Genomic DNA, 23141 nt, shown 5'->3' with positions numbered 1-23141 from the left:
CGATCGGCGAGGCGGGGCTGCGAGGAACGAGCAGACCCGCCGAGGCGGTGAGGAGCGGTGACACTCCCCGCTCACCCCGCCACCGACGACCGGTTCGTCGACGATCGGCGAGGCGGGGCTGCGAGGAACGAGCAGACCCGCCGAGGCGGTGAGGAGAAGAACCCAGAGAAAATAAAGGCGGCGCGGTGTTCCCGGGGAGCAGGGGGGATTCCCCCGGGAACACCGCGCCGGGCGTGTGGCGCCTGACTTGGGGAAGCCGGCGCTCTGCACGCGGGTTGACGCGGGATCAACCGATGAAAGTTTTACAAACTTCTACTCGCGAGTAAAGCCCAGCCCTGTCGCCTGGCCGTCATTGACGGAAACCCGCCAGACTGGCACGCTGGGAAGCGTGACCGACGTCAGGCCCGCGCACCGGGAGCGGCTGCGCTTTCCCCAGTTGATCTCGGAGGGCGAACTCAGCGTCGTCTACCTCGCTCTGCTGAACGACCCTGTCGCAGATCGGGATTCACTGATCGCCAGCGGCTTGGACGCCGAACTCGTCGACGGCGCCGTGCTTATCCTGCGCTCGCGCGGCATGGTCGTGGTGGGCGACGACGGCTCCTGGGATGTTCCCGAGCCGGACATTGCCGTTCCTGCCTGGGCAGCGGACACCGAGCGGCGCGCCCGCGGGTGGCGCGCCAACGCCAGCAGCATGCACCAGATGTACTCGGCCGCGCGGGCGACCCCTGTGCCCGATTCCGGGAGCCGCGAGCTGCATACGCTCGCCGACATCGCGTCCGCCACGTCCACGATCACAGCGGCCGCCAGTCGCGAGATTCTCTGTATCCGCGCCGATTCCCGCCGCACCCAGCAGATGCTCCTCGACCCCTTCAACAGCCACCGGGAGTTCTTTCGCAACGCCCATGGCGAAGTCGTCCGGATCAGGGCGATCTACGACCCGTCGATCCTCGACCTCGACGGCACGCTCGAGGCATTGCGTGAGCGGGTCATCGGCGGCGAAGAGGTCCGCTTCACCGGGCCGATCCACTTCTCCGCCGTGATCGTCGACGACACCGCCGCTGTTGTCGAGTTCAGCAATATCGACGCCAGCGGCGCCGGCGCGATGGTGCTGCGGAGCAAGCCCTTTGTCGCTGCTCTCGTCCGGTTGGCGGAGACCCTCTGGTCGGCCGGTATGCCGCTCCTCGCCGAGGAGGACAGCCCCCAGCCCGAGACCATCGCCTCTCGCGACGCGATCATTGTCGGCCTCCTCGCCGGCGGGGCGACCGACTCGACGATCACCCGGCGCCTGAACATCTCCCAGCGCACCGTCGAGCGTCGCATCCGTCACATCATGGACTCGCTCGGGGCGACAACGCGCTTCCAGGCGGGCGTCGAGGCCGTTCGCCAAGGCTTGGTCTGACGTGACGCCGCGTTCGAAGCACCGGTCCTGCGGGCCGTAAGATCAGTGGTTCCCCCGATGTCGATATGAAGAAGCCGTAGTGACCACGTCCCCGCCTCCCACGCCGGTTTCCGACGTCCTGACGCGAGAGATTGCGACCGAGCAGGCCCACGTCGACCGCGTCTACGCCGAGTTGGCCAAGGCCAGCGAGCGCGCCAATCTGGTTGCCGTCGACGGTCTTGCCCGCGGCCGCACCGATCGCACCGGCGATGTGCGCGACGAGGAGATCACCGGTCTCTTCGAGCGGGATGCCCTGGTGTTCAACGCGGCACGGCGCCAAGCGGCACTGGATCGCCAATACGAGGGCCTGGTCTTCGGCCGCCTCGACCTAGTCGACCTCGGTGGTCTTCGCGAGGCACCGGCGCCCGACCTGCCCGACGAGTGGTGGCTCGATCCCGAGCGTGAGGTCCGCTATATCGGCCGGCTCGGGGTGCGTGATGAGGACTATGAGCCGTTGGTCATCGACTGGCGCGCTCCAGCGGCTTCGGCCTTCTATCGGGCGACCCCGGTCCAACCGCACGGGGTGATCCGGCGACGCGTGCTGCGCAGTTCCGCTGCGACCGTCATCGGTGTCGAGGACGACCTGATGGCGCCGGCGGCCCCGGCGGATCTGGAGATCACCGGCGACGGGGCCCTGATGGCCGCCCTCACTCGCTCGCGCGGGGCTCAGATGCGCGACATCGTCGCGACCATCCAGCGACATCAGGACGAAGCCATTCGCGCACCGGGCCGGGGGGTTACGGAGATCACCGGAGGTCCCGGCACCGGCAAGACGGTCGTCGCGCTGCACCGCGCGGCATACCTGCTCTATTCGGAGCGCCGGAAGTACGAAGCGGGCGGCGTTCTCGTCATCGGCCCCTCCTCGGCCTACACGGCCTATATCGAGCGCGTGTTGCCGTCGCTCGGTGAGGATTCAGTCACGCTGCGATCACTCGGCGACGTCATCGATGTGTTGAGCGCGGGGCGCGTCGATCGACCGGAGGTCGCCGCGCTCAAGGGCAGCTTGCGGGTCCGGCAACTGCTCGACCGAGTTGCCGGCGGGCGGATTCCGGACGCGCCGGAAAGCTTCCGCGCCTTTGTCGGTGGCCAGGCAATCACCTTGCCCCCCAACACACTTGACGGCATCCGCGCACGGGTCCTACGCGGTCACCGGCGCAACGCCGGGGCTGCGGCCGCCCGCGGGATGCTCGCGGACGCGGCTTGGGCGACCCATCGGCAGGGGGAGCGAGCCGACTTCCTCGAGTCCTTCGGGGAGTCGCTGGCTGTCGACGACTTCATGGAGGCGTGGTGGCCCCAGGTGGACCCGCGCGAGGTGTTGCTGTGGCTCGGGGACACGGATACGGCATACCGGCACGGACGAGGCGTCTTCACGGACGGTGAGCTTGCCGGCATTGCGCTGTCGATGCGTGACGCCCTCGACGTGGGGTCGTGGACGGTGGCCGATATCGCCTTGATCGACGAGCTCGCGGCGCGGCTCGGGCCCGTCACCGACAACGGCGACGAGGAACGCGGCTTCTACGAGATCGATGATCTCGACGACGTGTCCAATCGGGAGTTCCGCGCCCTCGGCGGACCGGCCAGCATCGGACGGGCAGCCATTGAACGCGCCAGCGATCCGCGAGATGCGTTGTTGCGCAACCGTATCGGGCTGCCCGAAGAGTATGCGCACATCCTGGTCGACGAGGCTCAAGACCTATCCCCCATGCAGTGGCGGATGATTGGCCGGCGCGGGGAGTATGCGTCGTGGACCGTGGTCGGCGACGCCGCGCAGGCCTCCTGGAACGACCGGGTCGAGGCGCTCCACGCGCGCGACGACGCCTTCGGCCGACAGCCGCGCCGGCATTTCCATATGGACACGAACTACCGCAACGCCCGCGAGATCTTCGACTACGCGCGGGACACGATCCTCCCCCTCGTTCCGGACGCCGACATTCCGAATGCCGTGCGGGAGACGGGCATTCAGCCCGAGGTGCGCGAGTTGGGCCTGGACACCCTCGCGGACACCCGAGCTGCCGTCGACGATCTCGCCGCAACCGTCGGCGGGTCGATCGCCGTCATCACACCGAGCCGGTATGCCGATCGCCTGGCCCCGCTCGATGGCGCACACGACGGGCGGGTCATCGTCATCGATCCGCTGTCCACCAAGGGCCTGGAGTACGACGCGACAGTCGTCGTGGACCCCGACGCCATCACTGACGAGGCGCCCGGTGGAGTCCGCGTGCTCTATGTCGTTCTCACTCGTGCGGCCCACCGGATGACCGTGTTGCGCACCTAGGTCCGTGACGAAACCCCGTACGGACGGGTCCCCGCGACGCGGTGGAGCTGGGTCCCACGCTCTCGCTCACGAGCGCAGCGCTTCCAGGGTGCGCAACCAGAACTCGGCAACGTTGGGCGCGAAGACTCCTTTCTCGCAACGCATCTCGGCGGCAACACGCGAACATTCCTCCTCCGCCAGAGCCACGATCTCGTCGGGGTAGCCATAGAGCTGCCTTCGGCACAACCAGCACGTCGGCCGCGTCGGTCACGAACGCGCGGGGTCCACCGGACCAGGCATTGCCGGCGTGCTCCCCATCCAGACCCCGTGCTCGTCCTCGCCCAAGTAGCGCACGGTGGCACCGTGGTGCCGACGACCGTCGAACTTGCGAGAGCGGCACTCGACCGGATCCCCGACGGCGAAGGTTGGCACTCGGGTAGTCAAACACACCGTGAACCCCCGTGCCTGGAGAAGTTTTGTATTGCCCACTTGACACAAGATCGTCCTCGGTCCATGCTTACTTGTATCAACACTTCAACACAAGTAAGGATCTCGACATGAACCAGCTTCTTTTCGTGCCACTGCTGGCCGTGACACTGCTCGTGGTGCTCATCGTCGGCATCGTCCGAGTCGTCCGGAATCGCGACCTGCGCACCGGCGCTGCCGGCGCCGACCTGCGGGCCGTCGAACGCTGGACGACGCTCTGGCGCTGGGTCGGCGTGCTGCTCGGGGCCTGCCTCGCGGTGGCTGCGTTGGCTCAACAAGACGTGAGCCTGGGCCGGCTCGCCCTTGCGGCACCAGCGATCGCCGGCTGCTCGGTGCTCCTGGCCATCATGGTCGGCGAGTGGACGATCCGGCCGAGCAGCGCCCAGCGCCGGACAGCCAGCCTCACCAGCCGCTCGTTCGCCACCCTGGTGCCGCGAGCCCGACTCTGGGTCACGGCTACCGGAATCGCCACTCTGGCAACGCTTCTCGGCATCGGCATGGCGACAGCCTCTCCCGATGACCAGGGACGCGCCGGCCGCGCCATCACCGCGACGTGCGTGCAGGATCTGCCCGGCATCGGTTCCACGGTGCTCACCGCGACCAACGGCCCCTGGCCGGGCAGCTACTACGCCCTACCGGCTGCCCTCATCATGCTGGCTACCATCGGCTTCGGCATCGTGGCGGCACGCGCCATCCGGGACCGGGCGAACCCGGACTCAAGCCACGCGGCATACGACACGCATTTGCGGCGCGACGCCATGCGCCGCGTCGTGAGCGCAATCGGCGCGACGGCATGGGGGACCGCGGGCCCGATCGCGATCGTGATGAGCTCGGCGCTGCACGGCAATGACTGCGTCACCGGCGGTGACCCCTTTGCCGGAGCCGCTCTCCTCATCGCACTGATCAGCCTGGTCATCGCCATGGTCCTGACCGCAACCGTCCTTCTGCCCGCCCGTGCGCCACAAGCTTCGGCCCGCGAAAACTCGGCGCCCCGGGTCCGGTCATGAGCACCGACATCACCGTCGACCTCACCGATCCGACTCCACCATATGAGCAGCTTCGCCGCCAGCTCGCCACGCTCATCGAGACCGGGCAACTCGGCACCGGCGAGCGGCTCCCACCCGTCCGCCAACTGGCGAAGGATCTCGGGATCGCCAACGGCACCGTCGCGCGTACCTATCAAGAACTGGAGCAGGCCGGCCTGGTGAGCACGCGACGAGGCGGCGGCACAACGGTTGCCCCCGTGCATCTCTCGCCGCAGCAGGTGACCCGGTCCCGGTTGGAGGCCGCCGCGACGGCGTATGTCGCGACCGTCCGCACGCTCGGCCTCGACGGCGACGAGGCCCGCGCCGCCGTCGAGGCCGCGTGGGCGCGCACGGCGGACCTCGGCGGATAGGGCTTGACCATGACACGGTGTCAGACGATTGCGTGGAGATCGCCATGTTGAGTATCGGAGATTTCGCCAGACGGGCCGGGGTGTCGGTGCGGATGCTGCGCCACTACGACCGGCTCGGCCTGCTCGTGCCGGCACGGGTGGACGAGTTCACCGGCTATCGGTTCTATCGCGCCGACCAGCTCGGCCGGGTCAACCGCCTGGTCGCGCTGAAGGACCTGGGCTTCACGTTGGAGCAGGTTGGCCAGGTCCTGGACGGCCGGCTCAATGACCGGCAGTTGCATCATCTGCTGACCACCCGCCGCGACGAGTTGGCCGCTCAGATCGCGGGCGACCGGCTCCGGCTGCATCAGGTCGAGGCGAGACTCCGATCAATCGAAAAGGAGAACACCATGTCCCACAACGAAACTCGCCTCACCAGCCTGCCAGCGCTGCAGGTGGCCCAACTCAGCGTCACCCTGACCGAAGGCCAGAGTGTCGGCGAGGTGGTCAGCCCGCTCTTTGGCCGGGTGGCCCAACTGGTTGCCAGCTCCGGCGCGCAACGCCGTGGCCCCGACATCGGCCACTACGGCGACGACGGCGGGGCCATGACCGTCGCCGCCGCGGCACAGCTGGCCCTCGAGGACACGCCGCCCGGCCTGGTGGCCGCCACCCTCGCCTCGGTCGAGCACGCCCTCGTCGCCACCTACACGGGAGCCGAGATCGACGGCATCTCCGACGCGTGGCAGGACCTCGCCCGCGAGGTCGAGGCCCGCGGCCTGACGCCCGTCGGGCCCTGCCGCGAGGTCTACCTGCAGACCCCGTATGACGGCGACGCCGGCTGGGTCGTCGAACTCCAGCAACCCCTAGCCTGACGATCGTCGCTGCGGCTCCTGTTCCTCTGCCGGGGACGGGAGCCACAGCGGTCGTCAGCGGCCTGCGGGCCCGCAGTCACGGAGTCAGGGTTGGAATGAAGGTCCCGTTGCTGGTCTTGCCGGCGATCAAGTTCGTGGCGAATGAGCTCAGGGCAGCCGTCGGCCGTCGTCGCTCAGCGCGCCAGTCCCGAAGCCCGCTCATGGGGTGCTGCGGTAACGCGGAAAGAGATCTTGAGGACCTGTTTGGTGACCCGGCCGGCGAGAAAGACCTGTGGCAGCGATTGCGCGGCGCCGCCGACGACGGTTGGCGCGAGCTTGCCAAAGGCAATCGCGTTGCCATCAGCCGAGATTGCCAGTCCGTCGAAAGAGTGACGGGTCGGTTGCGTCCGAGCTCACCAGCAGCGTTCGTTTCGAATACAGGTCGCGCACATAGACTCCCGACCGCACGGTTGTTGCACCCGCGACCAGGTCCGTGCCGTTCGAGACGAACGCCACCTGTCGACCGTCCGCGCTGATTGCGGCCAACCCATTGCGCCCGGTGCGCGAGGGCGCACCCGCGGCGCTGACACTGATCGACACCAACGACACCAACGGTGTGCACACGCGTCGCGCGTGCGGCCGACGGCACACGAAGAACTGTCATACGGGCATACGCCTCGCGCGCCGGAGCCGCACGCACGCGGCCCCTGCTTAGTCCAGGAGTGGGAAGCGCTCGATGATCTCGTCGCGGCCCGGGCCGACACCGATGGCCGAGACGCGCGCGCCGATCAGCTCCTCAACGCGCAGGACGTAGGCCTGCGCATTGGCCGGCAGGTCATCGAAGCTCCGGCAGGTCGTGATGTCCTCCCACCAGCCGTCCATGACCTCGTAGATGGGCGTGGCGTGGTGGAAGTCGGTCTGATTGACCGGCATCTCGTCGTGCCGGACCCCGTCCACGTCATAGGCCACGCAAATCGGCACCTGCTCCAGCCCGGTGAGGACGTCGAGCTTGGTGACCACGAAGTCGGTGACGCCATTGATCCGGTTGGCATAGCGCCCAATCACCGTGTCCAGCCAGCCACAACGCCGCGGCCGGCCGGTGGTGGTGCCGTATTCGAAGCCGGTCTTGCGCAGGAACTCGCCGGAGTCGTCGAAGAGTTCGGTCGGGAAGGGCCCCTCCCCGACACGCGTCGTGTACGCCTTGAGGATCGCGATCACGCGGCTCACCCGCGTCGGCGGGATGCCCGACCCGGTGCACGCGCCACCCGCGGTCGCCGAGGAGGAGGTGACATAGGGGTAGGTGCCGTGGTCGACATCGAGCAGCGTCGCCTGCCCCGCCTCCAGGAGCACAGTCGCTCCGTCGTCCAGCGCCCGCTCCAGCACGAGCGAGGTGTCGGCGACCATCGGGGCTAGCCGATCGGCATACGACAAGAGCTCGGCGACGACCTCGTCGGGGCTGATCGCGCGGCGGTTGTAGATCTTGGTGAGCACTTGGTTCTTGAAGCCCAGGGCGGCCTCGACCTTTTGCTCCAGGATGTGCCGGTCGAAAAGGTCCTGCACGCGAATCCCGTTGCGGGACATCTTGTCTGCATAGGTCGGGCCAATGCCGCGGCCGGTCGTGCCGATCTTGCGGGCGCCAAGGAAGCGCTCGGTGACCTTGTCGAGCGTGCGGTTGTAGGGCGCGATGATGTGGGCATTCGCGCTGACGAGCAGCTTCGCCGTCGAGACCCCGCGGGCCTCCAGCCCGTCGATCTCGTGGAAGAGCACTTCGAGGTCGATCACGACACCATTGCCGATCACGGGCGTGCACGTCGGCGTCAGGATGCCGCTGGGCAGCAGGTGAAGGGCGTATTTCTCGCCCTCGATGACGATGGTGTGCCCGGCGTTGTTGCCGCCGTTGAATTTCACGACATAGTCGACCGCCGACCCCATCAGGTCGGTGGCCTTGCCCTTGCCTTCGTCGCCCCATTGGGCGCCGACCAGCACGATCGCCGGCATGTCGCCTCCCCTTCGTCGGATGAACCGCAGCACAGGCTAGCCGTATGCCTGCCCGGTCGCCGCGCCCGCTCACCCCATGCTTGACCGGCCTGCAGGTGTAGCGTGGTGTAAGGCGGTGTATCGACGGTGGCACTGAATATCAAGAACGACCGGGTGTGCGCCCTTGCCCGAGAGGCGGCGGAACGCACCGGGCGTACTCAGGTCAGCGTGCTTGAAGCGGCCCTCACCCGCTATCTCGACGCCCTCGACGATCCCGACAGCCGCGACCTCGGCGACCCTGCTCAGCGCCGGTTCGACGATGCGCGCGCAGTCGTCGCGGAGTTCACGCGCACGGTCACCGACGATGACCGGGCAGCCGTCAGGCACGACCTTGACGCAATGTATGACGAGGCGGGACTGCCGCTCTCATGATCATCGAGACGTCCGCGCTGGTGTCGATTCTGCTCGATGAGCCAGAGAGCGTGCGTTTGACACGTGCCGTCAGCACGGCCAATAGACGCTGGCTGTCCGTGGCGAACTACGTCGAGGCATCGGTTGTCCTCCAGCGCCGCTTCGGGACCGCGAGGTTGGCCGATGTCGATCGACTCTGCACGGCACTCCAGATCTCGATCCGCTCGGTGACTCCACGGATGGGCGATCTGGCGGTGCAGGCCCACGTGCGCTATGGCCAGGGCTCGGGCCACCCGGCCGGCCTCAATTTCGGCGACTGCTTCGCCTACGCCCTCGCCATGGATTCCGGGCAACCGCTGCTCTTTGTCGGGCGCGACTTCGCGCGCACCGACGTCCCAGCCGCCGCCTGGTAGCACCCGTGGCCGGGGCGGCACCACCCGCGCCACCCCCGCCGGTGCCCACGCTCCCGGCGTCAGCCGTGGTGGTAGGGCGTGGTCGTCGCGACCCGATAGAGCCCGAGGCGAGCCAGGATCGGCTCGGAGTTGGGCGACGCATCGACGCGCGCATAGCGCGCACCGCGTTCCAGCGCCCAGTGCGCGCGCCTGGCGAGGACCGCGCGATAGAGCCCCAGGCCACGCCACTGCGGATGCGTGTTGCCGCCCCAGAGGCCGGCGAAATCCGTTCCGGGAGTGAGGTTTACGCGGGCCGCGCAAAGCACCGGTCCCTCCGGGGACTCCTCGGCGAGCACGGCATACTCGTGCGGGTCGCGGCGCTCAATCGGGTCGCTGTCGGCGCCCTCGAGGGGCGCCCGCGGACCGTGCCACTCAGCGCCCCAGACCAGCGCGCCGAGGTTGTCGATCCGGCGCAGATCGCCGAGCGTGCGCACCTCACGGATGCTGACGCCCTCCGGGATCGGGACCCGGTCGACGAGATCGGCGAGTTCGCCGAGCATCAGCGCCTCGTCGTCGCCCGCCTCGAATCCGGCAGCCACCAGTCGATCACCGATGTCGACCGGCACGTCATACGAATAGGTCTTCCACTCCAGCGGGATGCCGAGGCCGGCGAAGTGATCGCGCTCCCCGGCGATCGTGACGTCGGGTGCGTCGCCGAGCCCGTCGGGGCTCTCGACCATCGCCCACTGGTCGGCGGGGTTGGTCGACCAGGTCCGCCAGATCAGCCCGACGCGCTCACGGACGGCCTCGGGGTCGCCCTCCCCGACGCCCGTGCGCACCTGCCGGTGCAGGGCCGCCAGGAGCTCGGCCGGCGTCAGCGCCACCGTCAGAGCCCCAGCTCGCGAGCGGCCTCCGCCGACGACGCGCGCAAGAACTCCGTGCACCGCACCCGCTCGCCCTCCTCGCCGATGGCTGCAGCGGCATAGGCCAGGGCGGCCAGCGCGCGCAGGAAGCCGCGGTTGGGCTCGTGGGACCACGGGATCGGCCCCTGGCCGCGCCACCCCGCCCGGCGCAGTGCGTCCAGTCCGCGGTGGTAGCCCGTGCGGGCATAGGCGTATGCCGTGACCGCCTCCCCCCGGGCGAGCGCCTCCTCGGCGAGCAGCGCCCACGCGAGCGAGGAGGCCGGGCACGCCTTGGCGGCGTCGATCGGCGCGACCCGGTATTTCAGGGCGGCGTCGGCCGGATCGACGGGCAGGCGAGTCTCGGGAGTCCCAAGCAGATCGGTCATACGGGGACTCTCTCACGGTGGGGAATGCGCATGGGAAACCCCTCGTTCGCGCGGGAAAACTTCCCATGCACACGAGGGGTTTCCGGCGTCGGGCGGGAAATCTGACCCCTCCCACCCATCCGGTAGGGGTGTCCAGGACTTAGGCGTGAGTCCCGGCCGAGCGGAGGTTCTGGCAGGCCTCGACGACGCGGGCGGCCATACCGGCCTCGGCGTCCTTGCCCCAAGCGCGCGGGTCGTACTGCTTCTTGTTGCCGACCTCGCCGTCGACCTTCAGCACGCCGTCGTAGTGCTGGAACATCCAGGCGGCGACCGGGCGGGTGAAGGCGTACTGGGTGTCGGTGTCGACATTCATCTTCACCACGCCGTAGTCGACCGCGGCCGAGATCTCCTCGGGCAGCGAGCCCGAGCCACCGTGGAAGACGAGCGCGAGCGGCTTGGAGCCGGCTTCGAGGCCCTTGGCGGCGACGATCGCGTCCTGGCACTGGCGCAGGATCTCCGGGCGCAGCTTGACATTGCCCGGCTTGTAGACGCCGTGCACATTGCCGAAGGTCAGGGCGGCCATGTAGGCGCCGTTCTCGCCGAGGCCGAGCGCCTCGACCGTCTTCAAAGCGTCCTCGGGGGTGGTGTAGAGCTGCTCGTTGATCTCGTTGGCGACACCGTCCTCCTCGCCACCGACGACGCCGATCTCGACCTCGAGGATGATGTTCGCGGCCTTGGTCAGGGCGAGCAGTTCCTCGGCGATCTGGAGGTTCTCGGCCAGCGGTACGGCCGAGCCGTCCCACATGTGCGACTGGAAGATCGGCAGCCCGCCGGCCTTGACGCGCTCGGTGCTGGCCGCAATGAGCGGGCGCACGAAGCCGTCGAGCTTGTCCTTGGGGCAGTGGTCGGTGTGCAACGCGATGTTGACGGCGTAATTCTTCGCGACCTCTTCGGCATACGCCGCGAGAGCGAGCGAGCCAGTGACCATGTTCTTGATCGTCGAGCCGGAGGCGTACTCGGCGCCACCGGTCGAGACCTGGATGATGCCGTCGCTGCCGGCCTCCGCAAAACCGCGAATGGCCGCCGTGACGGTCTGGCTAGAGGTGATGTTGATCGCCGGGTAGGCGAACGAGCCGGCCTTGGCTCGCTCGAGCATGTCGGCGTAGACCTCGGGAGTTGCGATGGGCACGGGCTTGCTCCTTTGTGCGTGATGCCTGTGATGAACTTTTACTCCACTTCGATCCTCCCATGAGCGCCGCGCGAACGGGTGCCCGCGTCTCATCGGCGGCGCCCGGATGCCGTGCTTTCGGTCGGCTTCTGAGATGGCGACGAGGTCAGCCGGTGAAGGCCTTGGCGAGCATGATCATCCGCGCCCGCAAAGCGTCCGATTGCGGCGCGAAGGACGCCGCCCAGACCGCGTTGATGACCAGCCGCACCAGGGTCCACGCCGCCACCCGGTCGGGGTCGAGACCGGCCGCGTCGGCGACGATGTCGGCACGCAGGCGTACATGCATCCTCGGGTTGTGGGCAGCGGCCGTCGCCTCGGCGCGGTTCCAGACGATGGGGGCCACGGCATACGGCCATTCACCGGAAACCGGCTTGGGGTCGATGGCCAGCCACTGCCCGCGGGCCGGGTCGAGCGGGGCCAGGACGTTGGCGTCGTGCAGGTCTTCGTGGACGAGGCGGCCGTCGACCTCGCCGTCCAGCAAATGGCCCAGCGTCGCCGACGCCTGCTCGGTCAGCCGGCGCGGAACGAGCGGCGTGCCCTGGGCGAGCACCTCGCGCCAGCGGGCGCCCTTGGCCGACAGCCGCTCGTACTGCGGGCCGGCCGGCCGGTCGAGCGTGTTGACGAGCGTCCCGATCACCTCACAGGCCTGCAGGATCGAGACCTCCGTCAGGGCCCGCGGCGCGAGCCGCTCCAACAACAGGACGTATGCCGTGGGCTCCGCCGCCAGCAGCCGCACAGCTCCTCGGCCGCCCCAGTCCCGAAGCGCGAGATGCTCCAGACGCGCCTCCCCATGCGGCCAGGTCAGTTTCAGAATGGCCGATCCATCGGGTGCCTGCGCACGGAAGTCGTTGCCGCGCAACCGGACCGGGACGACGAGCGCACACTCGCCATGCTGGACCTCACCGTCGGGGACGAGATCCCACCGGCCGAGCGATGCCTCGATGAGTGCCGGCAGCCGACGCAACCAGTCCGCGCCCGACACCTGCAGCTCCGGCGCCCGGCCGGCGATCGTCGCACGGAAGGACTCCGGGATCGGGACGTGCGGCATCTGCCGAACCTATGTCACGCGCGTGACCAGGCCCTAGGCATGCGGTGCAGCAGACTGGCGCCTGTGCCCAGGCAGCCGGACCCCGCGCTGATCGTGCTCGTCGGCGCGGCCGGGTCAGGCAAGTCGACCTGGGCCGCCGCGCACTATCGCGCGTCCGAGATCGTCGCCTCGGACGCCCTGCGCGCCGTCGTCGGCACGGGATCGGCCGATCTCGACGCTTCGGCCGACGCCTTCGCCGCGCTCGACCTCATCGTGGCCGCGCGCCTACGGCGGGGATTGACGACGGTGATCGACACACTCGGCCTGGATGATGCCCGCCGCGCGGCCTATCTCGACGCCGGCCAACGTGCTGGTTTGCCTTGCGTGGCAGTTGCATTTCACCACACAGGCGGCGGTTTGCCGCGCCCGGAACGCCCTGCGCGACCGACCTGTCCCGACACGGGCGCTAGGTCAGCAAGTGCAGCGATCGCGCGCACTCGCCGCCGTCCTGTCCGGGGAAGGTTGGGCCGAGGTCCTGACAGTCGCCCCACGCCCGTCGGCCCCGGACGCCTCGTTCGTCGAGGCACCGGGCGTCTCATCCGGGGACGCATCGGACGTGAGCAGGCGCGCGGTGGCCGCTACGCCCGCCTCCGCACGCAGGCCACTGGACGAACCGTGGCCACGACCACCGGGAGCGGGCGTCGACTACGTCCTCAACATTTCCCGATTTCCGTGGGCCGCAGATCCCGCCGGCTGGCTGCGCTCGATGGCGCTCGCCGCGGATGAGGCCGGTTTCGCCGGAATCACGCTGATGGACCACCTGATCCAGATTCCTCAGGTCGACCGCGCCTGGGAGCCGATCCCAGAGCCCTATGTCGCGCTCGGCCTGCTCGCCGGCCTGTCGACCAGGTTGCGGCTCGGCACGCTCGTCTCCCCTGTGACCTTCCGTCGACCCGGCGTGCTCGCCAAAGACCTAGCCACCCTCGATGCCCTCTCGGCCGGACGCGCCTTCGCCGGGATCGGGGCGGGGTGGTGGGAGCGGGAGCGTGCGGCATCCGGGATCCCCTTCCCGTCGCCGCGAGAGCGACTCGACGAGGTCGAACGCAGCATCGAGACGCGGCCTTTGCCGAGCGGCACCATGCCGGCACCCTCGACGATCAGCGGCGACGGCGCGACCGGCTGGTGGGAGGCGACGTGGGGACCATCTTCCTGGCGCTGCCGCAGGTGCGCCGGCCCGAGGACCTCGCCCCCTGGTCCCCCTTGCGACCGGGGCTTGACGCAACCGCCCGAACCCGCCCGCCCCCTCTCGTCGAGCGGCTCCGGGCCGACTCGGCGCTGGAGCCGCGCTCAGCGCCCGCGCCGGATGAGCGAGAAGGGTGCCTGCACAACAGCTGGATCGGGGACCTCGTCACGTCACGGACCGCCCACGTCGCGACACGCGCTTGCCGTCAGTGAAAGCGGTTCCATACCCTGCCCGTATGGACCGCGTGCCGAACGGACCCAGCGGCGACGACTCACGCTCGGCGCCCCCGGGCGACGCTGCGCTGCGACGCGATATCCGGCGACTCGGGGATCTGCTCGGGCAGACCTTGGTGCGCCAGGAGAGCCAGGATCTCCTCGACGCCGTCGAGGCCGTTCGGGTGCTGACCAAGCGAGCCCAGACCGGCGAGGACTCGGCGGCCCGGGAACTGGCCACCCGCCTGGCCGCGGTGGATCTGCCCACCGCCATGAATATGGTGCGGGCGTTCGCGACCTACTTCCACCTGGCCAATATCGCCGAACAGGTCGACCGCGCCGCCCACCTCGCGGAGCGGCCCGAGGATGCCGATTGGCTGGTGGCCGCGATGGACGCCGTCGTGGCCGAACGTGGCGCGCCGGCCCTGACCACCTCGTTGAGCCGGCTCTCGGTGCGTCCGGTCTACACCGCCCACCCGACCGAGGCCAGCCGCCGGACGGCACTGCTGAAGCTGCGCGAGATCGCGGACGCCCTGATCGCCTACCGTGCGAAGCCGAGCGCACGCACCGAGCGGCAGCGCGATCGGCGCCTCGCCGAGATCATCGAGTCGATGTGGCAGAGCGACGATCTTCGCGTCGATCAGCCCACCGTCGCCGACGAGGCTCGCAATATGTTGTTCTTCGTCGACGGCCTGCTTGAGGAGACGGTCCCGAAACTGCTCGCGGACATGGCCGACGAGGCCGAGCGGCGGGGTGCCTACCTGCCGGCGACGGCGCGGCCGCTCGTCTTCGGCAACTGGATCGGCGGCGACCGGGACGGCAACCCGAATGTCTCGCCGGAGACGACCATCGAGATCCTCGTGATGCAGCACGCTGTCGGCATCCGGGGCCTGATCGCCATGGTCTCCGAGTGCGTCGACGAGGTGTCGATGTCGACAAAGCTCGTCGGCGTCACCCCGGCGTTGGCGGCCAGCCTCGAACGCGACCTGGCGACCCTGGAAATCGAAGACCGGATCCGGCGACTCAACGTCGAAGAGCCCTACCGGCTCAAGCTCAGTTGTGTGCGCCAGCGGCTGAACAACACGCGCGAGCGGATCGCCGCGCGCCGCCCGCACCGGCCGGGTCACGACTATCTCGGTCGCGAAGAACTCCTCGAGGACCTGATGCTCATCAAGGAGTCACTGCAGGCGAACAAGGGCGAACTCATCGCCCGCGGGGCCCTCGCCCGGCTGATCAGAACGGCGAGCGCCTTCGGCCTGCAGGTGGCGACCATGGATGTGCGCGAACACAGCGACGCTCACCATCACGTGCTTGCGCAGCTGGCAGACCGGGCCTCCGGTGTCCCTGGCGAGTATGCCGCCCGCTCCCGCCCGGAGCGCCTAGCGTGGCTTTCCGGCGAACTCGCCGGCCGACGCCCGTTGACGCCCACGCCGCCGCCGCTGGATGCAGACGGCACGCGCACCTTCGACACCTTCCGGGCAATCCGCACCGCGAAGGAGTGGTTCGGTCAGGAGGTCATCGAGAGTTACATCGTCTCGATGACCCAGGGCGCCGACGACCTGCTCGCCGCCGCGGTGATCGCCCGCGAGGCCGGGCTGGTGGACCTCGCCACCGACGCCGGCCGCTCGGCACGTGCAGACATCGGCTTCGTGCCCCTCCTGGAGACCGTGGAGGAATTGCGCTCCGCCGGAACGATTCTCGATGAACTCCTGAGTGCGCCGGCATACCGGCAGATTGTCGAAGCGCGCGGCGGGGTGCAGGAGGTGATGCTCGGCTATTCCGACTCCAACAAGGACGCGGGCATCACCACGAGCCAGTGGGAGATCCACCGGGCCCAGCGCGTGCTGCGCGACACCGCGGCCCGCCACAACATCCAGCTGCGTCTCTTTCACGGCCGCGGCGGCAGTGTCGGCCGAGGCGGCGGGCCGACACACGAGGCCATCCTGGCCCAGCCCTTCGGCACGCTGTCCGGGGCGATCAAGGTCACCGAGCAGGGCGAGGTCATCTCCGACAAGTACCTCCTGCCGGCCCTGGCCCGCGAGAACCTCGAGCTGACCATCGCCGCCGTGCTGGAGGCAAGCGCGCTGCATACGAAAGCCCGCACCGGCGAGGCAGAGCTGCTCGAGTACGACGCCACGATGACCCGGATCAGCGACGCAGCTTTCGCGGCCTACCGCGGCTTGGTCGACGACCCGCGGCTGCCGACCTATTTTGCCCAGTCCACGCCGGTCGAGCAGCTGGGCGCGTTGAAGATCGGGTCGCGACCCTCGAAGCGGCCCGACAGCGGGCTGGGACTGGCCGGGTTGCGCGCGATCCCGTGGGTCTTCGGCTGGACCCAGTCCCGGCAGATCGTCCCCGGGTGGTACGGCGTGGGGACCGGCCTGCGCTCGGCGCTCGATGCCGGGCAGGGCGATCTGCTGCGCGCGATGTATGAGCGATGGCACTTCTTCCGGACCTTCATCTCCAATGTCGAGATGATGTGCAAGAAGACGCGCATGGACATCGCGGAGAACTATGTGGAGGCGCTGGTCGACCCGGCGCTGCACCCGATCTTCGACCTGATCAAGGCCGAATATGCGCGCACCGTCGCCGCGGTCCTGGAGATCACCGGCGAGTCGGAGCTGCTGGAGGCGCAGCCGACCCTCAAGCGCACGCTCGAGGTGCGCGACCGCTATCTCGACCCGATCAGCTACCTGCAGTTGTCGATGCTGGCGCGCATCCGGGCCGGCGATACCGACCCGGATCTGCAGCGGGCCCTGCTGCTGGCCGTCAACGGGGTGGCGGCCGGCCTGCGCAACACCGGCTGATCCGAGAATGGCTGCGTGCGCAGAACGTTGCCATTCTCGGGGTGGCCGGGCCCTCAGGCCCCGGTGGGGTCAGGCGCCCGGCCAGTTGTGGGCGCCGGCGCAGTTGCTGGCGTGGATCCGGCCGGACTCGGTGATCGCACCCGCGTCCCAGTCGTAGTAGGTGATCGACGTCAGCCGCTCGCTGTAGGCATGGATCGTCACCGCGGGATCGACCAACTCATTGCGCAGGTCGTGAATCTCGCCGGGGCCGATGACCGACGTCAGGCCGGGTCCGAACTTGCGCGGCAACAGCCGGCCGCGCTCGTCGGGACGGACCTCGGTCAGCACGCCGCGCACAGTCCGGAAGGCCGAGGTGGCGTAGTCGTGGCTGTGCAAGAGCGTGCCTTGGAAGGTCGGCCAGGTGGCGACCCACACGTGCACGTCCTCGCGCACCGGCACACGAGCCCACGTATGACTGCGCCCGTCACCGACGAGGGGCGCCCACGTCTGCGGATTCGCGGCCACCCGCTCGACGATGTCGCTGAGCAGGGCCTCGGTCAAGCGGCGGCGCAACTCCACCTCAGTGCACATGCCCGAGGACGGGTTGGTCAGGACGGTGGTCATCGGGCACTCCTTCGGTGGATACGGTCATTCGGCCGCCCCGAACATAACACACTCTTTGGATATAGGTAACACTTAGTTATCTTGCAGACAGGTCGACTCGTCATCCTGCCTGGGCACCAGGGACCGCCTTCGGGCGCCTGCACGCGCATCCGACGGGCCTGGAGTGTGCTCTGACACGTCAATGGCCCATTTCCCCCCAGCACTGGGAGCCCGAGGTCCGGAGCCGCTCGACGGGGCGCCGCCCGACCAAGACCGTCGGCCACCGTGAAGGGACCCGGTGAATACGGCGGACCGCGTCGGGCGTCGGGCGGACTCAGTGGGTCAGACGCGAGAGGAAGCGCTGGGTGCGCTCGTGGGCCGGGGCACCGAGGACTTGCTCGGGCCGGCCCTGCTCGAGGATCACCCCGCCGTCGAGGAAGCACACGACATCGGCAACCTGGCGGGCAAAACCCATCTCATGGGTGTTGAGGATCATCGTCAGGCCGTCGTCCTTGAGTTCGCGCAGCAGGTCGAGCACCTCCCCGACCAACTCGGGGTCGAGCGCCGAGGTCACCTCGTCCAGCAACATCAGCCGCGGCCGGTTGACCAGGGCCCGGGCGATCGCCACTCGCTGCTGCTGGCCGCCGGAGAGCGAGTCCGGCCGCGCGGCCGCCTTGGCCGCGAGCCCCACCCGGTCCAGCATCGCCAGCGCCTCGCTCCGGGCCTGCTCAGCCGCGACCTTGTGGACCAGGATCGGCGCCAGCGTGACATTGTCGAGCACGCTCAGATGCGGGAAGAGGTTGTAGGCCTGGAAGACGATCCCGATGCGCGCTCGCACCCGGTCGGCGTCGACTCGGGGATCGGTGATGTCCTCGCCGTCGAGCCGCACCACGCCGTCGTCGACCCGCTCCAGCAGATTGACGCATCGCAGCAGGGTGGACTTCCCCGACCCGGATGCCCCGATGAGCACGACGCACTCACCGGCCGCCACATCGAGCGAGACATCCCGCAGAACGACGTTGTCCCCGAACGACTTTCGTACATTTTCCAGACGCAGCACCGGGTCGCTCACAGCAACGCCCCCCGCTGCCCCTGGCGTCGTGCGAGCCAGTCGGTGAAACGCGCCATCGGGATGGTGAGGATGAGGAAGAGGACTCCCGCCACGACATACGGCGTGAAGTTGTAGTCGGAGGACGTCTCGATCTGGGCGGCAAGGATCGCGTCCGTGACCCCGACCATCGACACCAGGCCGGAGTCCTTCTGCAGCGAGACCACGTCGTTCATCAGGGCCGGTACCACGCTGCGGATCGCCTGCGGCAGCACGACTCGGCGCAGGGTCTGGCGATAGGTCAGCCCGAGCGACCGCGCAGCCGCCCACTGCGAGGGATGCACCGACTCGATGCCGGCTCGGAAGACCTCCGCCACATAGGCCGAGTAGGACAGCGTGATCGCCACCCCGCCCCAGAAGAGCGCGCTCGTCGGCAGCCCCGAGAGCCGCAACGCGGGCATACCGAGACCGAGGACGAGCAGGAGCAACAGCAGCGGCAAGCCGCGGAAGAGATCGACGTATGCCGTGGCCAACGCCCGCAGCGGAAAGAAGACCGCGCCGCGCAAGGTGCGCAGGACCGCGAGCGTCAACCCGATGATGGCGATGCACACGGCACTGACGAGCATCACCCGGATGTTCATCCACAAGCCCCGCAGCACCGCCGGGAAGGACGAGAGCGCCTTGTCCCAGTTGAAGAAGGTCTCGCGGAAGGCCGGCCACCCCGGGGAGGACGTCACGGCCAGCGCGATCAACGCGAAGACCGCCAGCGACGCGAGGCCCGCCGTGATGACCGCTCGCCGAGTGGCCTTGGCGCGGAAGGCATCTCGCTCACGTTGGAGCGTTGATGGGACCCAGCCGTCAACCGGCGGCGAGGCGGGCGCCACGGACTACTTCAGCTCGGGAGCGCCCTGGCTGGAGAGCCAGGTGGTCACCAGTGTGTCGAGTTCGCCGTCGGCACGCAGGGCGTCGACTGCCGCGGTGACACACGGTGTCAACGCGGACCCCTTGTCCAGCACCGCGCCGAACTGCTCCGGCGTGCTGCCGGTCAACGGCAATTGCCCGACGATGACGCCGTCGTCCAGCTGGACGGCAGTCATGAAGAAGGCCGTCGGCAGGTCGGCGACGATGCCGTCGATTTGGTGGGCCTTCAGCGCCAGGACCGCCTTGTCGTTGCTCTGGTAGACGGCCGATTCGGCGCCGATCTGATCGGTGATCGCCAGCAGCGACGTGGTGCCGACCTGGGCCCCGAGCTTGGCGCCCTTGAGGTCCGCGATCGTCGTCTTGCCGTCGATCGGGCTGCCCTTGTAGGTGATCACCGTCTGCACGACGTCGTAGTAGCCCGAGGAGAAGTCGACGGCCTTCTTGCGCGCATCGGTGATCGAGACCTGGTTGACGTCGAAGTCAAAATCCTTGGCGCCGGGCAGCACGGCCTTGTTGAAGGGCACGGTCACCCACTTCACATCGCCGGGCGCGAAGCCGAGCTTGTCGGCAATCGCGTAGGCGACGGCGGATTCGTAGCCGCGGCCGTTGGCCGGGTCGTTGTCGGAGAACCACGGCCCGTATGCCGGGGTGTCGGTCCCGATGGTCAGCTTGCCGTCCGTGTGGGTCGCGACCGTGCCCTTCATGCACTCCGCGGGGATCGCCGAGGCCGACGACGTGGTCGCCGACGACGACGTGGCACTCGAGGTGGCGGCGCTCGTGGTCGCGGACACCGCGGAGGTCGACGCCGAGCCGGCCGGGCCCTGAGCGGCACCGCACCCGGCGAGCGCGAGCGCGGCGCCGGCGCACACGGCATACGGGCGGAGGGAACGGACAGCGGTGCGGGGCATGACGGCTCCTGGAGAGGGCGACCACGGGGCGAACGAAATGCTAACTGGCGGGGCGGCGAGCCTGAGCAGCCCGTGCCGAGCGCGGACAACCGCGTGGCCCCGGCCGGCGGCAACCGGTCGGGGCCACGCGGGCGTGCGGCTGGGTCAGCTGGCGCTGAACAGCGGTGCGTCCATCGTGCACGTCGCACCGACGGCCGGGAGGGCGCCGGTCGCGTAGTAGCGGTCAAAGGCCGCCGTCACGCACGAGTTGCCGAGCGCGCCGTGACCCCAGCCGTCATACGTCAGGAGACGGGACTTCTCAAACAGGCTGGCGACCTTGCGCGCGCCGTGGATCGGCGTCGCCGGGTCGTAGGTGTTGCCCACGACGAGGATCGGGTTGGCCGTCGGGCCGCCGAAGGGTCCGAAGTAGCTGTCGGACTTGGTCACGATGGGCCACTTGGCGCAGGTGGCACTGGCCCATGTCCAGAGCGAACCGAACCACGGGTACTGCTTGTCCTGGGCGACGCCGGCGCGCCACCAGTCCGCACGGTTCTCCGGGTTGCGGGTGTCGGAGCAGGCGACCCCGCTGAAGGCGTCACGCACCGTGGAGGTACGGGCTTGCGGGGCCTGGTAGGGAGCATCCGCGATGGCGGTGGCCGACTGGGCGAGCCGGGATGCGGCATCCGAGGCGACACGGCCGGACTTGGCGACATTCTCATCCCACAGCTGTTGCAAGATGACGTCCAGGCCGGAGTAGGTGTGGCCGTAGAGGAAACCGAGCACGCCGCCGATGAGGTTCGGGTAGGGGATGACCTCCCCATTGGCGGTGAGCTTGCCCGCCTTGGCCAGGTCGACCAGCTTGAGCCACTTGGCATACGCGCCACCGGCGAAGGCACACGACCTCTTGCCGAGCCGGTCGCACTCGCGCATGCCCGAGACCATCGCCTCGGCAGCGCCCTTGGCGCTGCGCAGGCGGGTCGAGAACGGTTGCGTGGCGGGTAGCGAGTCGCCGGTGGCCCACGCGACCGGGTCGAGAACGCCGTCGACGACGAGGCGCCCGACCCGGCCTGGGTACATCGAGGCATAGGTGGCGCCGAGGTAGGTGCCATAGGAGACGCCGTAGTAGTAGAGCTTCTGGTCACCCACGGCCTGCCGGATAAGGTCCATGTCGCGGGCGGTGTCGGCCGTCGACATGTGCCGCACAATGGCGGCGGGGTTCTTCGTGCAGGCGGTCCGCGCCCACTCGGCCTGGCGCCATACGACCTTGGAGGCCGCGATGCTGTCGGGGAAGGACAGCGGTGAGTAGGGCGGCACGGGCGCGTCGGTGCGGCAGACCATCTCGGTGTGGGGTCCGACGCCCCGGGGGTCGATGCCGATCACGTCGTAACGCGTCTTGACCGTCGTGCCGAGAATGTCGCCCGCCATCATTGCGAAGCCGCGCGAGCTGCCGCCTGGCCCGCCGGGGTTGACGAAAAGCGTGCCGAGCTTCTGGCTGGGCTTGGTGGCGGCAACCTTGAGCAGGTCGAGCAGGACCGTCGGCCCGCTGGGGTTGTCGTAGTCAAGGGGCGCCTTCGCCGTTGCGCACTGATAGGTCTTGGGCAGATCCGGGCAGCGCTGCCAGTTCAGGGCCGGAATCGGCGCCTGGACCTGGTCGCCTTGGGCCGCCGATGCGGCCGGCGCGACCGCGCTCTCGCGGGTCGTCGGCGCGGCCTGACCTGGCCCCGCGGCGGCGAACAGGCTCGCCCCCATGGCGAAAGCCAGAACTCCCGCGCCCCGGCGAATGTGTGTGCTTCGTGTCACTGCCTACCCCTTGTCGCAATGCTGGTCCGGCCGCGGACGCGGCCCGGCACCCCACTCAACCCCGCAAATGGGCCCGGCGCAAGCGCTCACGCAACCGAATGCGCGAGGGTGGGTCGCTCGAGACGGGAGCGGACAGTCATACGGCCGCGCAAGCAGGCATACAGGAAGTTCCCAGGCTCGCCCAACTACCCTTGACGGGTGATGATGCCCACCCTTGGCCCGAACTGGATGGACCCCGCCTGGCTGCTCGAGCGATTCGGCAACCAGTTCTTCTGGGTGAGCACGGCGATCGTCTTCGTTGAATGCGGGCTGCTCTTCCCGATCCTGCCGGGCGACTCGCTGCTCTTTGCCGTCGGCCTGTTCATCGCCAATAAGACGCTGCACTTCAACATCGTGAGCGCTTGCCTGATCCTCTCGATCGCGGCCTTCCTGGGCAATGTCGTGGGCTACGAGATCGGGCGGGCCGTCGGCACGCCGCTCTATGAGCGTCAGGGCCGCTTCATCAACAAGGCCAACTTCGACAAGACCCACGACTTCTTCGACCGGTATGGCGCCAAGGCGCTCGTGCTCGGGCGCTTCGTCCCGATCGTGCGCACCTTCATCACCGTCGTCGCCGGTGTCGGCAAGATGGAACGGCGTCACTTTTTCGTCTGGAGCGGCGTGGGCGCCGTGCTCTGGGCAACCGGCGTGACGCTGGCCGGCTATTTCCTCGGATCGGCGTTCCCGTCTCTGAAAGATCACCTCGAGGCCGTGATCCTGCTGATCGTGGCCGTCTCGGTCATCCCGATGGTGCTGGAGTTCCTGAATCACCGGCGCGAGGCGCGCCGCGCCCTCGACGCCGCCTGAGCCCCTCACCGCACCGCCAGCCCCGCCCCTCCTTCGTCGAAAGGCCGGTTCAGCCCCGTCGAGAGGCCGGTTCAGCCCCGTCGAGAGGC

Annotated in this window: 21 protein-coding genes and 1 pseudogene; 11 read left to right on the top strand and 11 right to left on the bottom strand. The window is 68.9% G+C overall.

Annotation, left to right across the window (positions count from 1 at the left end):
- Positions 1 to 388: 388 nt before the first annotated feature.
- The 5 genes from PKH97_RS01675 to PKH97_RS01655 all read left to right on the top strand — a co-directional run bounded on the left by PKH97_RS01675 (position 389) and on the right by PKH97_RS01655 (position 6425).
- On the top strand, positions 389 to 1399 hold the full coding sequence (locus PKH97_RS01675) for a helix-turn-helix transcriptional regulator (RefSeq protein WP_324385661.1): 1011 nt from the start codon (positions 389 to 391) through the stop codon (positions 1397 to 1399).
- A gap of 79 nt (positions 1400 to 1478) precedes the next feature.
- On the top strand, positions 1479 to 3713 hold the full coding sequence (locus tag PKH97_RS01670) for a UvrD-helicase domain-containing protein (RefSeq protein ID WP_324385660.1): 2235 nt from the start codon (positions 1479 to 1481) through the stop codon (positions 3711 to 3713).
- Positions 3714 to 4249: 536 nt separating this feature from the next.
- Complete coding sequence (locus PKH97_RS01665) at positions 4250 to 5185, top strand: hypothetical protein (protein ID WP_324385659.1); 936 nt, start codon at positions 4250 to 4252, stop codon at positions 5183 to 5185.
- Positions 5182 to 5574, top strand: a complete 393-nt coding sequence (locus PKH97_RS01660) for a GntR family transcriptional regulator (protein ID WP_324385658.1) — start codon at positions 5182 to 5184, stop codon at positions 5572 to 5574. Before PKH97_RS01665 ends, PKH97_RS01660 begins: the two co-directional genes overlap by 4 nt.
- Positions 5575 to 5618: 44 nt before the next feature.
- A complete protein-coding gene (locus PKH97_RS01655) occupies positions 5619 to 6425 on the top strand; it encodes a MerR family transcriptional regulator (RefSeq protein WP_324385657.1) in 807 nt (268 codons plus the stop codon).
- A 339-nt stretch (positions 6426 to 6764) separates the two neighbouring features.
- Here the strand turns inward: PKH97_RS01655 and PKH97_RS01650 are convergent, their stop codons facing one another.
- Both PKH97_RS01650 and PKH97_RS01645 read right to left on the bottom strand, forming a co-directional pair.
- Positions 6765 to 7004, bottom strand: coding sequence for a hypothetical protein (locus PKH97_RS01650; protein ID WP_324385656.1), 240 nt, complete (start codon positions 7002 to 7004; stop codon positions 6765 to 6767).
- A gap of 111 nt (positions 7005 to 7115) precedes the next feature.
- On the bottom strand, positions 7116 to 8402 hold the full coding sequence (locus PKH97_RS01645) for an adenylosuccinate synthase (RefSeq protein WP_324385655.1): 1287 nt from the start codon (positions 8400 to 8402) through the stop codon (positions 7116 to 7118).
- Between the two features lie 126 nt (positions 8403 to 8528).
- Here PKH97_RS01645 and PKH97_RS01640 point away from each other — a divergent pair, with 126 nt between their 5' ends.
- A complete protein-coding gene (locus PKH97_RS01640; RefSeq protein ID WP_324385654.1) occupies positions 8529 to 8813 on the top strand; it encodes a type II toxin-antitoxin system VapB family antitoxin in 285 nt (94 codons plus the stop codon).
- The gene (locus PKH97_RS01635; protein WP_324385653.1) at positions 8810 to 9205 is read left to right on the top strand and encodes a type II toxin-antitoxin system VapC family toxin; all 396 of its coding nucleotides are present in this window, start codon (positions 8810 to 8812) and stop codon (positions 9203 to 9205) included. The genes PKH97_RS01640 and PKH97_RS01635 overlap by 4 nt, the downstream gene beginning before the upstream one ends.
- Positions 9206 to 9264: 59 nt before the next feature.
- Here PKH97_RS01635 and PKH97_RS01630 read toward each other — a convergent pair whose 3' ends face one another.
- The 4 genes from PKH97_RS01630 to PKH97_RS01615 all read right to left on the bottom strand — a co-directional run bounded on the left by PKH97_RS01630 (position 9265) and on the right by PKH97_RS01615 (position 12727).
- Positions 9265 to 10068: a hypothetical protein gene (locus tag PKH97_RS01630; protein WP_324385652.1), complete on the bottom strand. Its 804-nt coding sequence runs from the start codon at positions 10066 to 10068 to the stop codon at positions 9265 to 9267.
- A 2-nt stretch (positions 10069 to 10070) separates the two neighbouring features.
- Positions 10071 to 10472, bottom strand: coding sequence for a DUF3151 domain-containing protein (locus tag PKH97_RS01625; RefSeq protein ID WP_324385651.1), 402 nt, complete (start codon positions 10470 to 10472; stop codon positions 10071 to 10073).
- A 139-nt stretch (positions 10473 to 10611) separates the two neighbouring features.
- The gene (fbaA, locus tag PKH97_RS01620) at positions 10612 to 11640 is read right to left on the bottom strand and encodes a class II fructose-bisphosphate aldolase (RefSeq protein WP_324385650.1); all 1029 of its coding nucleotides are present in this window, start codon (positions 11638 to 11640) and stop codon (positions 10612 to 10614) included.
- A 145-nt stretch (positions 11641 to 11785) separates the two neighbouring features.
- Positions 11786 to 12727, bottom strand: a complete 942-nt coding sequence (locus PKH97_RS01615; RefSeq protein WP_324385649.1) for an aminoglycoside phosphotransferase family protein — start codon at positions 12725 to 12727, stop codon at positions 11786 to 11788.
- 39 nt (positions 12728 to 12766) lie between these two features.
- Between PKH97_RS01615 and PKH97_RS01610 the strand changes: the two genes are divergently transcribed.
- The 3 genes and pseudogenes from PKH97_RS01610 to ppc all read left to right on the top strand — a co-directional run bounded on the left by PKH97_RS01610 (position 12767) and on the right by ppc (position 16968).
- The gene (locus tag PKH97_RS01610; protein ID WP_324385666.1) at positions 12767 to 13492 is read left to right on the top strand and encodes an ATP-binding protein; all 726 of its coding nucleotides are present in this window, start codon (positions 12767 to 12769) and stop codon (positions 13490 to 13492) included.
- Positions 13473 to 13745 (top strand): annotated as a pseudogene (locus PKH97_RS01605) (LLM class flavin-dependent oxidoreductase); the annotation flags it as partial. The gene PKH97_RS01610 and the pseudogene PKH97_RS01605, both read left to right, overlap by 20 nt.
- Before the next feature lie 439 nt (positions 13746 to 14184).
- Positions 14185 to 16968: a phosphoenolpyruvate carboxylase gene (ppc, locus tag PKH97_RS01600; protein ID WP_324385648.1), complete on the top strand. Its 2784-nt coding sequence runs from the start codon at positions 14185 to 14187 to the stop codon at positions 16966 to 16968.
- Positions 16969 to 17037: 69 nt separating this feature from the next.
- Here ppc and PKH97_RS01595 read toward each other — a convergent pair whose 3' ends face one another.
- From PKH97_RS01595 to PKH97_RS01575, 5 genes are all read right to left on the bottom strand, one after another.
- Positions 17038 to 17571, bottom strand: a complete 534-nt coding sequence (locus PKH97_RS01595; RefSeq protein ID WP_324385647.1) for a hypothetical protein — start codon at positions 17569 to 17571, stop codon at positions 17038 to 17040.
- Between the two features lie 313 nt (positions 17572 to 17884).
- On the bottom strand, positions 17885 to 18610 hold the full coding sequence (locus tag PKH97_RS01590) for an amino acid ABC transporter ATP-binding protein (RefSeq protein ID WP_324385646.1): 726 nt from the start codon (positions 18608 to 18610) through the stop codon (positions 17885 to 17887).
- An 8-nt stretch (positions 18611 to 18618) separates the two neighbouring features.
- Complete coding sequence (locus tag PKH97_RS01585) at positions 18619 to 19482, bottom strand: amino acid ABC transporter permease (RefSeq protein WP_324385645.1); 864 nt, start codon at positions 19480 to 19482, stop codon at positions 18619 to 18621.
- A 3-nt stretch (positions 19483 to 19485) separates the two neighbouring features.
- Positions 19486 to 20427, bottom strand: coding sequence for an ABC transporter substrate-binding protein (locus tag PKH97_RS01580; RefSeq protein WP_324385644.1), 942 nt, complete (start codon positions 20425 to 20427; stop codon positions 19486 to 19488).
- Between the two features lie 144 nt (positions 20428 to 20571).
- Positions 20572 to 22206 (bottom strand): alpha/beta hydrolase, encoded by a 1635-nt coding sequence (locus tag PKH97_RS01575; RefSeq protein WP_324385643.1) that lies wholly within the window; start codon positions 22204 to 22206, stop codon positions 20572 to 20574.
- 204 nt (positions 22207 to 22410) lie between these two features.
- Between PKH97_RS01575 and PKH97_RS01570 the strand changes: the two genes are divergently transcribed.
- Positions 22411 to 23052 carry a VTT domain-containing protein gene (locus tag PKH97_RS01570; protein ID WP_324385665.1) on the top strand — a complete coding sequence of 214 codons (642 nt, stop codon included), beginning with the start codon at positions 22411 to 22413 and terminating at the stop codon, positions 23050 to 23052.
- Positions 23053 to 23141 lie beyond the last annotated feature (89 nt).

The organism is Nostocoides sp., assembly GCF_035343835.1.
Lineage (GTDB): Bacteria > Actinomycetota > Actinomycetes > Actinomycetales > Dermatophilaceae > Nostocoides_A > Nostocoides_A vanveenii.
Note: the sequence above shows the minus strand (reverse complement) of the source record. Positions and strands in the feature narration are given on the sequence as shown.

What these genes read in the sequence shown, in the direction of transcription:
- PKH97_RS01665 (WP_324385659.1), top strand. Translation starts at nt 4,250, where the DNA reads ATGAACCAGCTTCTTTTCGTGCCACTGCTGGCCGTGACACTGCTCGTG.
- PKH97_RS01660 (WP_324385658.1), top strand. Translation starts at nt 5,182, where the DNA reads ATGAGCACCGACATCACCGTCGACCTCACCGATCCGACTCCACCATAT.
- PKH97_RS01655 (WP_324385657.1), top strand. Translation starts at nt 5,619, where the DNA reads ATGTTGAGTATCGGAGATTTCGCCAGACGGGCCGGGGTGTCGGTGCGG.
- PKH97_RS01645 (WP_324385655.1), bottom strand. Translation starts at nt 8,402, where the DNA reads ATGCCGGCGATCGTGCTGGTCGGCGCCCAATGGGGCGACGAAGGCAAG.
- PKH97_RS01635 (WP_324385653.1), top strand. Translation starts at nt 8,810, where the DNA reads ATGATCATCGAGACGTCCGCGCTGGTGTCGATTCTGCTCGATGAGCCA.
- PKH97_RS01625 (WP_324385651.1), bottom strand. Translation starts at nt 10,472, where the DNA reads ATGACCGATCTGCTTGGGACTCCCGAGACTCGCCTGCCCGTCGATCCG.
- PKH97_RS01615 (WP_324385649.1), bottom strand. Translation starts at nt 12,727, where the DNA reads ATGCCGCACGTCCCGATCCCGGAGTCCTTCCGTGCGACGATCGCCGGC.
- PKH97_RS01610 (WP_324385666.1), top strand. Translation starts at nt 12,767, where the DNA reads ATGCGGTGCAGCAGACTGGCGCCTGTGCCCAGGCAGCCGGACCCCGCG.
- ppc (WP_324385648.1), top strand. Translation starts at nt 14,185, where the DNA reads ATGGACCGCGTGCCGAACGGACCCAGCGGCGACGACTCACGCTCGGCG.
- PKH97_RS01595 (WP_324385647.1), bottom strand. Translation starts at nt 17,571, where the DNA reads ATGACCACCGTCCTGACCAACCCGTCCTCGGGCATGTGCACTGAGGTG.
- PKH97_RS01580 (WP_324385644.1), bottom strand. Translation starts at nt 20,427, where the DNA reads ATGCCCCGCACCGCTGTCCGTTCCCTCCGCCCGTATGCCGTGTGCGCC.
- PKH97_RS01570 (WP_324385665.1), top strand. Translation starts at nt 22,411, where the DNA reads ATGCCCACCCTTGGCCCGAACTGGATGGACCCCGCCTGGCTGCTCGAG.